This window comes from Pseudomonas sp. M20 (assembly GCF_045037865.1).
Classification (GTDB): domain Bacteria; phylum Pseudomonadota; class Gammaproteobacteria; order Pseudomonadales; family Pseudomonadaceae; genus Aquipseudomonas.
On the sequence record NZ_CP173611.1, the window covers coordinates 3,481,966 to 3,496,010 of the forward strand.

The window sequence follows — 14,045 nt, forward strand, 5'->3', positions numbered from 1 at the left end:
ATACCAGAGTTCTCTATCAGCAGTGCCGCCCTCTTCGCGAGCAGGCTCGCTCCCACAGGGGAATGCATTTCAAAGGTGGGAGCGAGCCTGCTCGCGAAGACGGCAAATCAGACAACCCATAATCCAACCGAAACAAAAACGGCAGCCTCACCGGGCTGCCGTTTTCGTTTACCGCTGGACTTACTACAGGCTCGAGAGCATGTCCTTGGCCTCGCCACGCTGCTTCTCGTCACCCTCGGTCAACACTTCGTTGAGGATGTCGCGCGCACCGTCGCTGTCGCCCATGTCGATGTAGGCCTGAGCCAGATCGAGCTTGGTCGCCGCTTCATCGGTGCCAGCGAGGAAGTCGAAATCATCCTCGCCAAGATCATCACCCTTCATTGCATCGGCTTCAGTGAAGGTCGGCTCTGCAATGCTTTGCGACAGACGATCCAGCTCGGCGTTGACGTCGTCCAGTTCAGCAGCGAACGCATCAGGCTCGGCCGCTGGGTTGCTGTCCATTTCATCGGCCAGCGACAGATCGAAATCGGCCGGCAGCTCCAGATCATCCTGCGGCACATCGGCCACCACCGGCGCCTCGACCGGCGGCAGATCCTTCACGCCTTCGTCCAGATCCAGCAGGAAGTCATCGTCCGCCAGATCAACCGCAGGAGCCGCCGGCTCGGCACCGAGGTCCAGATCGAGGTCGAAGTCCGACAGATCATCCAGGTTCTCTTTGATATCGGTCTGCTGTTGCAGCACCGACTCAAAGCTCAGGTCGTCGTCCGCCGGAAATTCGTCCAGCTCGACCGGTGCTTCAGGCTCAACCACCGGCGCAGGCTCTACCGGCGTGATGTTGTCGAGATCGTCCAGGCTCAGATCAAACGCGCTGTCGAGGTCGTCTTCCACTGGCGCTGGCGCAGGTGCTTCTGGCTCATCCAGCAGCAGATCCTTGACGTATTGCGCGTCCAGTTCGGCAGCCACGGCGGCAGCGGCCAGACCACTGGCAGCAACGACGGCCATGGCCGGGAAGCGGCTTTTCAGCTCTTCGACCTTGGCGAAGTTGTCGCCATTGGCCACCAGTTGACGCTCCTGACCGACGAAGGCATCGCGGTCGCCCTGCTGACCGTAAACTTCCATCAGCTTCAGACGCAGGTCACTGCGCTGCGGCTCTAGGCTGACGCCCTCTTCGAGCAGCGCGGCTGCCTGATTCAGGCGACCGGCGTTGATGTGCGATTGCGCCTTGTCGAGCACGTCGTCCGAACGTTCGGCGGCCGGCGCCACCAGTGGCGCAGCAATCGGTTCGGCCATCACTATCGGGGCGACTACCGGAGCCACTACGGGGGCCGGAGCAGGTGCCGGAGTGTTGAGCTTGACGCTCGCCGCAGGAGTTTCCAGACCTTCGAAGCTGCTTTCCGGCAGATCCTGCTCGGCGGAGAACTCTTGCTCTTCCGACAAGGCACGGGCCATGCGCAGATGTTTCTCGGCTTCCTGCTGAGCTTTGCGGCGACGCGCCAGCAGCAACAGCAGGAGCAGCAGAACGACTGCGCCACCACCGATCAGCCCCAGCAGAATCGGGTTGGTCAGCAGATCGTTGAAGGTTTTCTCTTCATCGACAGGCGGCTTCGGTGCGACCACTGGCTCAACTGGCGTTTCAGCCGGTGGTGCAATCGCGGACTCTGGCGTCGGCGCCGCTTCTGCCGGGGTGGCCGGCGGGGTGGCAGCCAGTTCAGCCGTGATTGCAGGCACCGTCGGTGCAGCAGCGTTTGCGGCTGGCGCAGCGCCCGCCCCTTCGGCCTGCAGTTTCGCCAGCTGATTGTTTTTCAGCTCGATCAGTTTTTGCAGCTTGTCCATCTGGCTTTGCAGATCGGACACGCGGCTTTTCAGTTCCTCATTGTCACGACGGGTCGTGTCGAGGCTTTCCTGAGTGACCGCGAGCTTGTTGCTCAGCGCCTTGGCGTCACCCGCCGGGCCCTTGCCGCGCGCCTTGGCGCTTTCAGCGGAGACCAGACTCAGATTGTCTTGGGCATTCTGTGCACCAGCGGTATTGCCGCGACCACGGTTGGTCGCATCGAGCTGCTGCTGACCAGTGCCCGGTTTGGCCACATAACGACGGCCCTGACGCCAGGCTTCGTTCTGCGCCGCCACTTCGGCAATCGCTTTCGATTGTGGCAACGCAGTGCTTTGCACCGAATCCGGCAGGCGCAGCACTTGACCGGTTTTCAGGCGGTTGATGTTGCCGCCGATGAACGCATCCGGGTTCAGCGCTTGAATGGCCAGCATGGTCTGCTGCACCGAACCGCCGGTACGCGCCTTCGCGGCGATTTCCCACAGGGTATCGCGCGGCGTGGTGGTGTACTGCGTCGGGTGCGTGGCGCCAGTAGTCGGCGCAGCAATGGTCTGCGACGGCGCCGGTTGCGCGGCGGCGTCAGCGGTCTGCGGCGAGAACTTCGACGGATCGAGCAGCACGCTGTAATCGCGCAGCAGACGACCGTTCGGCCACATCACCTGCACGAGGAATTTCACCATCGGTTCGGACAGCGGCTTGCTCGACGTCACGCGCAGCACGCTTTTGCCGCTGGCGTTGAGCACCGGAGTGAAAGTCAGGTCATTGAGGAAGGCCTGGCGATCGACGCCGGCCTTGGCGAAGTCTTCAGGTGAAGCCAGGCTCGGCACCACTTCGGCAGCGGTGAGATCCTTGACGTCGAGCAGCTCGATTTCAGCCACCAGCGGCTGGTTCAGGGTCGACTTCAGGGTCAGCTCCCCGAGCCCGAGGGCATGCGCCATACCGGAGGACAGCGCCGAGGCGGCCGCTATTGCTAACACCAGTTTGCGAACTTGAACCATAGCCTCATCCTTTGTTTGAACGTTCCTCGGCCAGCGAGAAGATGTTGAATACCGCTGCCGTAAGGCATTGCGCGCGACGACGACAGATGTCGCGCGCGATCATTTCTTTGATGCCCCGGAATGTCCCGGAGGGTGACACGTTATCGATCAATCTGGGCAAGCATAGCGCTCACCTAGAATCAGTCGACAAATTGTTGCCAAGTATCTTTTACAGCAGGTCTTTTATCAACAATTCAGCCACCTGCACAGCGTTAAGGGCCGCGCCTTTGCGTACGTTATCTGACGTCAGCCACAGATTTAGTTCCGCCGGGTCGTCGACACCACTGCGCACGCGACCGACATAGACAACATCCTGCCCTACCGCGTCACCGACTGCAGTCGGGTAATCACCGGCTTCGACCAGCTCGATACCCGGCGCATCTTCGAGTGCAGCGTTGACTTTCGCCAGGTCGACAGCCGACGTTGACTGCAAGGTCACGCTAAAGCTATCGCCAAAAAACACCGGGGCTTGAACGCAAGTTGCGGAAATCTTTAATAAAGGCTTGGCCAGCACCTGACGCAACTCGCGCACCAGACGTTTTTCCAGCAGCGTATGGCCCTGCGCGTCGGGCGTGCCGACCTGAGCCAGCAAGTTGAACGCCATCTGCCGATCAAAGAAAGTCGGCTCCAGCGGGCGCATGTTCAACAGCTCGGCGGTCTGCCGCGCCAGCTCGGAAACGGCTTCGCGACCCTGGGCGGAAACGGCCAGATTGGCGGTGACATTGACGTATTGCAGGTCAATGAGATCGAGCAGCGGCGCCAGTACCACGGCCAGCGAAGTAGCCGACGGGCTCGGGCTGCTGACCTGGAACGGTGCTTTCAAACCAGCGAGCACTTCGGCGTTGGCTTCCGGTACCACTTGCGGCGCTTGATCGGCCGGCAAGGCGCCGGACAGGTCGATCAGCGAGCAGCCGGCAGCGTGGGCACGGGCGGCGTAACTCAGGGTAATGGCCGGGCCGGCGGCGAAGAACACCAGTTTGACCTTGCTGAAATCGAACTCGTCGACTTCGCGAACGCGCACGTTCTTGTTGCGGTACAGCACCGAGCTGCCGGCGGATTCGCTGCTCGCCAGCAGGTGCAGGGTGCCGACCGGGAAGCTGCGCTCTTCGAGAATCTGTACGAGGGTTTCGCCGACAGTACCGGTGGCGCCGATCACGGCAATATCTAGGGTCTGGGTCATGGTGCGAGCCTCTGGCGAAACGGGGGGAGCGGCACTTTACCGGGTGACTGGCGCACAGGCAATTTCTGCCGGGATTTGCGGTGTCTGGACCGGCCTCTTCGCGAGCAGGCTCGCTCCCACATTTGAAATGCATTCCCCCTGTGGGAGCGAGCCTGCTCGCGAAGGGGCCAGACTAGGCAACCGAGAAATCCAAGGCATAAAAAAACCCGCACCTCTCACAAGGCACGGGCTCTTTCATTGCCGCAAACGATCAACGCTCAAGCAAAATCCGCAGCATGCGACGCAGCGGTTCGGCCGCACCCCACAGCAGTTGGTCGCCGACGGTGAAAGCACCGACGAATTGCGAACCCATGTTCAGCTTGCGCAGACGACCCACCGGAACATTCAGGGTGCCGGTGACCTTGGTCGGACTCAGCTCCTGCATGCTGATTTCGCGCTGGTTCGGGACCAGCTTGACCCAAGGGTTGTGCTGGCTGATCAGCCCTTCGATATCGGCGATCGGTACGTCTTTGTTCAGCTTGATGGTCAGCGCCTGGCTGTGGCAGCGCATGGCGCCGATGCGCACGCAGATGCCGTCGACCGGGATCGGGCTCTTGAAGCGACCGAGAATCTTGTTGGTCTCGGCCTGAGCTTTCCACTCTTCGCGGCTCTGGCCGTTCGGCAGTTCCTTGTCGATCCACGGGATCAGGCTGCCGGCCAGCGGCACACCGAAGTTTTCGGTCGGGTACGCTTCGCTGCGCATGGCATCCGCTACGCGACGGTCGATGTCGAGGATCGCGCTGGCAGGATCGGCCAGTTGATCGGCGACAGCGGCGTGGGTTGCGCCCATTTGCTTGATCAGTTCACGCATGTTCTGCGCGCCGGCACCGGAGGCCGCCTGATAGGTCATGGCGCTCATCCACTCGACCAGACCGGCTTCGAACAGACCGCCCAGGCCCATCAGCATCAGGCTGACGGTGCAGTTGCCGCCGATGTAGTTCTTGGTGCCCGCGTCGAGCTGCTGGTCGATGACCTTGCGGTTGACCGGATCGAGAATGATCACTGCGTCATCGTTCATGCGCAGGCTCGAGGCCGCGTCGATCCAGTAACCCTGCCAGCCGGCTTCGCGCAGCTTCGGGAACACTTCGCTGGTGTAGTCGCCGCCCTGGCAGGTCAGAATCACGTCGAGGGTCTTCAGCTCGTCAATGCTGTAAGCATCCTTGAGCGGAGCAATGTCCTTGCCCACGGACGGGCCTTGGCCACCGACGTTGGACGTGGTGAAAAACACCGGCTCGATTAGATCGAAATCCTGCTCTTCCAGCATCCGCTGCATGAGCACGGAACCGACCATCCCGCGCCAACCGATCAGACCTACACGTTTCATCGCAACTACACCTTCTTGAAAAGTGGGCCGCTGCTTTGTATTGAATTTCGCAGCGGGCCCGAGAGATTACAGATTCCGCAGCGCGGCGACTACTGCGTCGCCCATTTCCTGCGTACCGACTTTGCTGCAACCGGCCGAATAGATATCGCCAGTGCGCAGGCCTTGATCCAGCACCACGCTCACGGCTTTCTCGATGGCATCGGCCGCGTCATGCAGATTGAAGCTGTAACGCAGCATCATCGACACCGACAGAATGGTCGCCAACGGGTTGGCAATACCTTTACCGGCGATGTCCGGAGCGGAACCGTGGCAAGGCTCGTACATGCCCTTGTTGTTGGAATCCAGCGAGGCCGACGGCAGCATGCCGATGGAACCGGTGAGCATCGACGCTTCGTCGGACAGAATGTCGCCGAACATGTTGTCGGTGACGATCACGTCGAACTGCTTCGGCGCGCGCACCAGTTGCATCGCGGCGTTGTCGACGTACATGTGGCTGAGTTCGACTTCTGGATAGTCTTTCGCTACTTCTTCAACAATTTCACGCCACAGTTGGCTGGACGCCAGCACGTTGGCTTTGTCCACCGAGCAGAGTTTCTTGCCGCGAACCATGGCCATGTCGAAACCGACGCGGGCGATGCGGCGGATTTCGCTTTCGCTGTAAGGCAGCGTGTCGTAGGACTGACGCTCGCCGTTATCCAGAGTGCGGGTGCCGCGCGGCGCGCCGAAGTAGATGCCGCCGGTCAGCTCACGGACGATCAGGATGTCCAGACCAGCGACGATTTCCGGCTTAAGGCTCGAAGCGTCGGCCAGTTGCGGGTACAGGATCGCCGGACGCAGGTTGCCGAACAGACCCAGTTGCGCACGGATTTTCAGCAGACCACGCTCAGGGCGGATGTCACGCTCGATGGTGTCCCATTTCGGACCACCCACAGCGCCCAGCAGCACAGCATCGGCAGCACGAGCGCGGTCGAGGGTTTCGTCGGCCAGCGGCACGCCGTGCTTGTCGATGGCGGCGCCACCGATCACGTCATGACTCAGCTCGAAACCCAGGCTGTACTTGTCGTTGGCAAGTGTAAGAACCTTGACCGCTTCGGCCATGATTTCCGGACCAATACCGTCACCTGGGAGAATCAGAATCTGCTTGCTCATGCTTTCCTCGTGTCTTCAGTCGGTGCGCCATCTGAGGCGCGCCCGGAAAAATTCTTATCGCTCAGCTATCAGTACGATGACATCTGTACTGAACGAGCCCTCAGCATCAATCTCAAAATATTCGCGCACTTCGTTGCCCATCGAGTGCTGCAACTGGCGGATCGCGGCGCGCATCACTTCAGGTGTGCGCATGCGCTCAACCCAACTGGTGTACTCCAGACGCAGGCGCTGACGGGTAGTACTGCGCACGTGCAAACCGGCCTCGCTGACCTGACGTAACCATTCGGCAGCGGAATAATCGCGCACATGGCTGGTGTCGCGCAGCACTTCGACGCTTTGCAGGTAAGTGTCGAACAACGGACTGCCCGGTGACAACACGTCAACGAACGCCGCCACACCGCCCGGTTTCAGCACCCGGCGCACTTCACGCAAGGCCACGCCCAGATCACTCCAGTGATGCGCCGAATAACGGCTGAACACGAAGTCGAACTCGCCATCGGCAAACGGCAGACGCTCGGCGGCACCGTTGACCGTGGCAATGTTGGTGAAACCGCGATCAACGGCAGCAGCGGCGACCACATCAAGCATTTGCTGCGACAGGTCGTAGGCGACCACTTCCCTGACCAGCGGTGCGACGTGGAAACTGACGTGACCGGCGCCGCACCCCAAATCCAGTACCCGGGCGTTGCCCTGCCCGGCCAGCTCAGCCTGTAGCAGTGCGAATTCGCTGCCCTGCGCGTGAACAGCGCTGCTCAGGTAGGCGGCGGCCTGCTCACCGAATTGCTTTTGTACGACCTGAGTGTGTTGGGCGGTGCTGGTCATGGGACTTCCTTTTTAGGGTGAGTCTTGTGGTGCTTTTGAGGGCCTCATCGCGAGCAGGCTCACTCCTACAGGGGAACGCATTTCAAATGTAGGAGTGAGCCTGCTCGCGATGTCGCCATTCGCCATACGCAAATCACGCGTCGCGGAACAACCACGGCTGGCTCACACGATGCTTGGCCTCAAACGTCGCAATCGCATCACCGTCCTGCAAGGTCAAACCGATATCGTCCAGACCGTTCAACAAGCAATGCTTGCGGAACGCATCGATTTCAAAGCTATACACCTTGCCATCCGGACGCGTCACAGTCTGCGCTTGCAGATCGACCTGCAATTGATAGCCCGGCTCGGCCTCAACCTGCTTAAACAATTCATCCACTTCAGCATCGCTCAAGATGATTGGCAGCAAGCCGTTCTTGAAGCTGTTGTTGAAGAAAATGTCGGCGTAGCTCGGCGCGATGATGCTGCGGAAACCGTATTCTTCCAGCGCCCACGGCGCGTGTTCACGGCTGGAGCCGCAACCGAAGTTCTCGCGAGCGAGCAAGACGCTGGCGCCTTGATAACGCTCGGCGTTGAGGACGAAGTCCTTGTTCAGCGGACGCTTGGAATTGTCCTGATACGGTTGCCCGACATCCAGGTAACGCCACTCGTCGAACAGATTCGGACCGAAACCGGTGCGCTTGATCGACTTCAAGAACTGCTTTGGAATGATCTGATCGGTGTCGACGTTGGCACGATCCAAAGGCGCGACAAGACCAGTGTGCTGAGTAAAAGCTTTCATGCTGCGCTCCTTTAAATCAATTCACGAACGTCGATGAAACGACCGTTCACCGCTGCCGCCGCCGCCATGGCCGGGCTGACGAGGTGGGTACGGCCACCGGCGCCCTGACGGCCTTCGAAGTTACGGTTGGAGGTCGAGGCGCAATGCTCGCCGGACTCCAAACGGTCCGGGTTCATCGCCAGGCACATCGAGCAACCCGGCTCACGCCATTCGAAACCGGCTTCGAGGAAAATCTTGTCGAGACCTTCGGCTTCTGCCTGAGCCTTGACCAGACCCGAGCCCGGCACCACGATCGCTTGCTTGATGGTCGAAGCGACTTTGCGGCCCTTGGCAATGACGGCAGCAGCGCGCAAGTCTTCGATCCGCGAGTTGGTGCAGGAACCGATGAACACGCGATCCAATTGAATGTCGGTGATCGCCTGATTGGCGGTCAAACCCATGTATTTCAAGGCACGGACGATCGAGTCGCGCTTGACCAGGTCCATTTCTTTGGCCGGGTCCGGCACGTTCTGATCAACGGCCAGAACCATTTCCGGGGAAGTACCCCAGCTGACTTGCGGCTTGATCTGCGCAGCGTCGAGCTCAACCACGGTGTCGAACTTGGCGTCAGCGTCGGAGACCAGGTCTTTCCAGGCTTCGACGGCCATGTCCCATTCCGCGCCTTTCGGGGCGAATGGACGGCCCTTCACATAGTCGACGGTCTTCTGATCCGCTGCCACCAGGCCAACGCGGGCGCCGGCTTCGATGGACATGTTGCAGATGGTCATGCGGCCTTCGACGGACAAGTCGCGGATCGCGCTGCCAGCGAACTCGATAGCGTGGCCATTGCCGCCGGCGGTGCCGATCTTGCCGATCACCGCGAGGACGATGTCCTTGGCGGTCACGCCGAACGGCAGTTGCCCTTCAACGCGCACCAGCATGTTTTTCATTTTCTTCGCGACCAGGCACTGGGTGGCGAGCACGTGCTCGACCTCGGAAGTGCCGATACCGTGAGCCAGAGCGCCGAAGGCGCCGTGGGTCGAGGTGTGCGAGTCGCCGCAGACCACGGTCATCCCCGGCAAGGTTGCGCCCTGCTCCGGGCTGATCACGTGGACGATGCCTTGGCGCACGTCGTTCATCTTGAATTCGACGATGCCGTATTCATCACAGTTGTCATCGAGGGTCTGAACCTGCAAACGCGAGACCTGATCGGCAATGGCTTCAATGCCGCCCTTGCGCTCCGGGGTGGTCGGTACGTTGTGGTCCGGGGTCGCGATGTTGGCATCGATGCGCCAAGGCTTGCGCCCGGCCAGACGCAGGCCTTCGAAGGCTTGCGGCGAGGTCACTTCGTGAATGATGTGACGATCGATATAGATCAGCGCCGAGCCATCGTCGCGCTGCTTGACCAAATGCGAATCCCAGAGCTTGTCGTAGAGCGTTTTGCCGGCCATCAGACGGTTCCTCATCAGCTTGTTTCTATGCCCTGGGCTTATCAATAACCCTTTGGCTTGTGAGGCCGATCCTATGGGGTTAGATTAAATAACTCAAATTCATATTTTTTATGCTTTGGATAACCAACTGGAATACGACGATGGATCTGGCCAACCTCAACGCGTTTATCGCGATTGCCGAGACCGGCAGCTTCTCCGGCGCCGGCGAACGGCTGCACCTGACGCAGCCGGCGATCAGCAAACGCATCGCCGGGCTGGAACAGCAATTGAAGGTGCGCCTGTTCGATCGGCTGGGCCGTGAAGTCGGCCTGACCGAAGCGGGTCGCGCCTTGTTGCCACGGGCTTACCAGATACTCAACGTGCTGGATGACACCCGCCGCGCGCTGACCAACCTCACCGGTGAAGTCAGTGGGCGCCTGACCCTGGCCACCAGTCACCACATCGGCTTGCACCGTTTGCCGCCACTTTTAAGGGAGTTCACCCGCCGTTACCCACGGGTGGCGCTGGATATACAGTTCCTCGATTCGGAAGTGGCCTACGAAGAAATACTCCACGGCCGCGCCGAATTGGCGGTCATTACCCTGGCGCCGGAGCCTCACGCACTGGTCAAAGCCAAGCCAGTGTGGGACGACCCGCTGGATTTCGTGGTCGCGCCCGAGCATTCGCTGATCAATAACGGAGCCGTCAGTCTGGCGGACATTGCCGGTCATCCGGCAGTTTTCCCCGGCGGCAACACCTTTACCCACCATATTGTCCAACGCCTGTTCGAGGCCCAGGGACTGACGCCGAACATCGCCATGAGCACCAATTACCTGGAAACCATCAAGATGATGGTCTCCATCGGTCTGGCCTGGAGCGTTCTGCCACGCACCATGCTCGACGAACAGGTGGCAAGCATCGTATTGCCGGGCATACAGCTCAGTCGCCAGCTAGGCTATATCCTGCACACTGAACGGACGCTATCGAATGCGGCAAGAGCATTTATGGCCTTGCTGGATGCACAAATCGATCTGCCAGGGACTTAAGGCCAACTTGTGCTACTCCTATAGAGCCGCTACCCCTGTGCCTAACGCCACCATCAGCTCAAGGCCTGTCCACAATGCCGAAATCTGTTGACCGAATTCCGCCGATGCCGCGTATTCAGGCGATTGACCCGCGACATTCCGAGCAGAGCTGGGAGAGTGCGCCGCAATTGCTGGCGGCGCTCAACGGCGCGCGGCTCGGCGCCTGGTATTGGGACATCGAGCGCGGGCAGATCAGTTGGTCGCGTGGCACCCAGGCATTGTTCGGCTTCGATCCTCGGCAACCGCTGCCCGAAGATCTGGAATACCTCGATCTGCTGCCGCCGGAAGACCGCGCGAAAACCGTCCGCGCCTTCCACGCGGTGATTGCCGGGGCGCCGCTGGAACAGGCGATGCACCACCGCATCCGCTGGCCCGACGGCAGCCTGCACTGGCTGGAGATCAGCGGCAGCTTGCTGCCGGATAAACACGGCCGCCCCCGAATGATCGGGGTGATTCGTGAAATCACCCACCAGAGACAACGCGAACAGGCCCTGAGCAGTTCGGAGAAACGTTTCGCGACACTTTTCCACCTGTGCCCGAACATGGTCCTGCTGACCCGCCAGGAAGACGGCCTGATCAGCGAAGCCAACCAGTATTTCGAAAGCCTGTTTGGCTGGCCGGTACAAAGCGCCATCGGTCGTACCACGCTAGAGCTGGGCTTGTGGGTGCACCCCGAGCAGCGCGCAGAACTGGTCAAGAAGACCAACACCAAGGGCGAATTGATCAGCATGGAGGTGCAATTTCGCGCCAGCAATGGGCAAATTCACGACGGCATTCTCAGTGCGCAGAAAGTCGAACTTGAAGGTCAGCCGTATCTGCTCAGCACCTTCCTCGACACTACCGAGCGCAAAGCCGCCGAACACGCCTTGAAGGACAGCCAGGAACGCCTCGATCTCGCACTGGACTCGGCGCAGCTCGGCACCTGGGACTGGCATATTCCCAGCGGCATGCTCTACGGCTCGGCGCGGGCCGCGCAACTGCACGGCCTGGAACCGAAACCGTTTCACGAGTCGTTCGATGAGTTTTTCGAGGGCGTGCCCGGCGAAGAGCGCGACAGCATGCGCGACGCCTACCGCAGCCTGCGCGAAGGCCCGGCGGGCAATTATCAGCTGACCTATCGCGTGCAACTGCCCGACGGCAGCTCGCGCTATCTGGAAAGCCGTGCCCGCCTCTACCGTGACGACAACGGCGCGCCACTGCGCATGGCCGGCACGTTGCTCGACATCACCGATCAGGTCGAACGTGAACAGCGGCTGGTGGCCTCGGAAGAGAAATTCGCCACGCTGTTCCAGGTCAGCCCCGACCCGATCTGCGTCACCCGCCAGGACAGTGGCGAGTTCATCGAAATCAATAACAGCTTTACTCAGACCTTTGGCTGGAGCGCCCCCGACGTCATCGGCCACACCGCCGAAGAAATCGGCCTGTGGGACGCCTCGGCAAAAAGCCTGCAACGCATTGAACGGGTCATCCGCGAACAGGGTTTGAGCAATGTCGCGATCATCGTCCAGCACAAGGACGGGCAGTCGCTGACCTGCGTGATTTCCAGTCGGCAGATCAGCGTCGGCGACCAGCCATGCATCGTCACCACCCTGCGCGACATTACCCAGCAGCAGCGCTCGGAAGCGGCGCTCAAGGCCAGCGAGGAAAAGTTCGCCAAGGCGTTCCACTCCAGCCCCGACGCGATCACCATCACCGAGCGCGACACCGGACGTTATCTGGAGGTCAACGACGGTTTCTGCCGTCTCACTGGCTACCGCGCAGAAGAAGTCGTGGGTAAAACGGTTTATCAGGTGGGGATTTGGGCTGAGGAAAAACAGCGCTCGGCATTACTCGCCGAATTGCAGATCAAGGGCCGCGTGCACCATCAGGAAATGCTCGGGCGCAACAAACGCGGGGAGATGCTGACCGTGGAAGTCTCGGTCGAGCCGATCACCCTCAATGAAACTGCTTGCCTGCTGCTGACCGCGCGGGACGTCAGCCTGCTGAAAAACGCCGAAGCGCAAATTCGTCATCTGGCCTATCACGACCCGCTGACCAACCTGCCCAACCGCGCCTTGCTGATGGATCGCCTGAGCCAGCAGATCGCCTTGCTCAAGCGCCACAATTTGCGTGGCGCGCTACTTTTCCTCGATCTCGATCACTTCAAGCACATCAACGATTCCCTCGGCCATCCGGTCGGCGACACCGTGCTGAAGATCATTACCGCGCGGCTCGAAGCCAGCGTGCGCATGGAAGACACGGTCGCGCGCCTCGGCGGCGATGAGTTCGTGGTATTGCTCAGCGGTCTTGAAGGCTCGCGCAATGAAGTCAGCGCGCAAGTGCGCAATCTGGCCGACACCCTGCGCGAACTGCTCTCGGAACCGATGTTCCTCGACGGCCAGCGCCTGCAAGTGACCCCGAGTATTGGCGTGGCGCTGATCCCCGATCACGGCTCGACGCCGACCGACCTGCTCAAACGCGCCGATATTGCCCTGTACCGGGCCAAGGATTCCGGGCGTAACACCACGCAGATGTATCACAACACCATGCAGAAAGCCGCCAGCGAGCGGCTGCGCATGGAGACCGACTTGCGCCTGGCGCTGTCGCGCGGGGAATTCAATGTGCACTTTCAACCGCAGGTCGATGCCCGCGACAACCGCATCATCGGCGCCGAAGCCCTGGTGCGCTGGAATCACCCGGAACTGGGCGCGCAGTCGCCTACCGAGTTCATCAAGGTGCTGGAAGACAGCGGCCTGATTCTCGAAGTCGGCACCTGGATCCTCGACGAGGCCTGCAATGCCTTCAAACAACTGATCGCGCTGAAACTGGTCGACCCGCTGAACTTCAGCCTGTGCGTCAACATCAGTCCGCGCCAGTTCCGCCAGAACGACTTTGTCGAGCGCGTCGAACACAGCATGAGCAGCCATGGCCTGCCCTGCTCGCTGCTGAAACTGGAAATCACCGAAGGCATCGTCATCCAGAACCTGGAAGACACCATCAGCAAAATGCGCCGGTTGAAAAAGCTCGGCGTGAGTTTCGCCATGGACGACTTCGGCACCGGTTATTCGTCACTGACCTACCTCAAGCGCCTGCCGCTAGACACGCTGAAAATCGATCAGTCGTTTATCCGCGATGCAACGACCGACCCGAACGATGCCGAGATCATCCGCGCGATTGTTGCCATGGCGCGCAGCCTGGAGCTGGAAGTTATTGCCGAGGGCGTGGAAACCCCCGAACAACTGGCGTTCCTGCAAGGTCTGGGCTGCCATTTGTATCAGGGTTATCTGCACAGTCGACCGGTTGCGCTGGAGGATCTGAAAAAACTCCTGCCATAACCGGTGCACGTTGCAACAGACGCGTAATTGCCACGGTTTGCGGCAACCTGTAGGGTCGCGTTTTTTGCGCCGTTTCGAGA

9 protein-coding genes are annotated in these 14,045 nt (G+C 60.4%); 2 read left to right on the plus strand and 7 right to left on the minus strand.

All coding sequences use genetic code 11. The features are described from left to right. Positions 1-183 precede the first annotated feature (183 nt). The 7 genes from ACI514_RS15515 to leuC all read right to left on the minus strand — a co-directional run bounded on the left by ACI514_RS15515 (position 184) and on the right by leuC (position 9,587). Entirely contained in the window at positions 184-2,826 is a 2,643-nt protein-coding gene (locus ACI514_RS15515; RefSeq protein WP_405121979.1) for a FimV/HubP family polar landmark protein, read from the minus strand. Between the two features lie 208 nt (positions 2,827-3,034). After that, entirely contained in the window at positions 3,035-4,045 is a 1,011-nt protein-coding gene (locus tag ACI514_RS15520; RefSeq protein ID WP_160057147.1) for an aspartate-semialdehyde dehydrogenase, read from the minus strand. A 250-nt stretch (positions 4,046-4,295) separates the two neighbouring features. Then, on the minus strand, positions 4,296-5,408 hold the full coding sequence (asd, locus tag ACI514_RS15525) for an aspartate-semialdehyde dehydrogenase (RefSeq protein ID WP_007913448.1): 1,113 nt from the start codon (positions 5,406-5,408) through the stop codon (positions 4,296-4,298). A 66-nt stretch (positions 5,409-5,474) separates the two neighbouring features. Continuing rightward, the gene (leuB, locus tag ACI514_RS15530) at positions 5,475-6,557 is read right to left on the minus strand and encodes a 3-isopropylmalate dehydrogenase (protein WP_160057146.1); all 1,083 of its coding nucleotides are present in this window, start codon (positions 6,555-6,557) and stop codon (positions 5,475-5,477) included. A gap of 54 nt (positions 6,558-6,611) precedes the next feature. After that, positions 6,612-7,379 carry a class I SAM-dependent methyltransferase gene (locus ACI514_RS15535; RefSeq protein ID WP_405121980.1) on the minus strand — a complete coding sequence of 256 codons (768 nt, stop codon included), beginning with the start codon at positions 7,377-7,379 and terminating at the stop codon, positions 6,612-6,614. Between the two features lie 133 nt (positions 7,380-7,512). Continuing rightward, positions 7,513-8,157: a 3-isopropylmalate dehydratase small subunit gene (gene leuD / locus ACI514_RS15540; RefSeq protein ID WP_007913445.1), complete on the minus strand. Its 645-nt coding sequence runs from the start codon at positions 8,155-8,157 to the stop codon at positions 7,513-7,515. An 11-nt stretch (positions 8,158-8,168) separates the two neighbouring features. After that, positions 8,169-9,587 (minus strand): 3-isopropylmalate dehydratase large subunit, encoded by a 1,419-nt coding sequence (gene leuC / locus ACI514_RS15545; RefSeq protein ID WP_016984527.1) that lies wholly within the window; start codon positions 9,585-9,587, stop codon positions 8,169-8,171. A gap of 140 nt (positions 9,588-9,727) precedes the next feature. On the opposite strand from leuC, the gene ACI514_RS15550 reads away from it, so the two are divergent. Next, entirely contained in the window at positions 9,728-10,612 is an 885-nt protein-coding gene (locus ACI514_RS15550) for a LysR family transcriptional regulator (protein WP_160057144.1), read from the plus strand. A gap of 74 nt (positions 10,613-10,686) precedes the next feature. Beyond that, complete coding sequence (locus tag ACI514_RS15555; RefSeq protein WP_160057143.1) at positions 10,687-13,965, plus strand: bifunctional diguanylate cyclase/phosphodiesterase; 3,279 nt, start codon at positions 10,687-10,689, stop codon at positions 13,963-13,965. The last annotated feature ends 80 nt before the right edge of the window (positions 13,966-14,045 follow it).

Excerpts from the sequence above, each read along its gene's own strand:
- ACI514_RS15515 (WP_405121979.1), bottom strand. The coding sequence starts at position 2,826 with ATGGTTCAAGTTCGCAAACTGGTGTTAGCAATAGCGGCCGCCTCGGCG.
- ACI514_RS15520 (WP_160057147.1), bottom strand. The coding sequence starts at position 4,045 with ATGACCCAGACCCTAGATATTGCCGTGATCGGCGCCACCGGTACTGTC.
- asd (WP_007913448.1), bottom strand. The coding sequence starts at position 5,408 with ATGAAACGTGTAGGTCTGATCGGTTGGCGCGGGATGGTCGGTTCCGTG.
- leuB (WP_160057146.1), bottom strand. The coding sequence starts at position 6,557 with ATGAGCAAGCAGATTCTGATTCTCCCAGGTGACGGTATTGGTCCGGAA.
- ACI514_RS15535 (WP_405121980.1), bottom strand. The coding sequence starts at position 7,379 with ATGACCAGCACCGCCCAACACACTCAGGTCGTACAAAAGCAATTCGGT.
- leuD (WP_007913445.1), bottom strand. The coding sequence starts at position 8,157 with ATGAAAGCTTTTACTCAGCACACTGGTCTTGTCGCGCCTTTGGATCGT.
- leuC (WP_016984527.1), bottom strand. The coding sequence starts at position 9,587 with ATGGCCGGCAAAACGCTCTACGACAAGCTCTGGGATTCGCATTTGGTC.
- ACI514_RS15550 (WP_160057144.1), top strand. The coding sequence starts at position 9,728 with ATGGATCTGGCCAACCTCAACGCGTTTATCGCGATTGCCGAGACCGGC.
- ACI514_RS15555 (WP_160057143.1), top strand. The coding sequence starts at position 10,687 with ATGCCGAAATCTGTTGACCGAATTCCGCCGATGCCGCGTATTCAGGCG.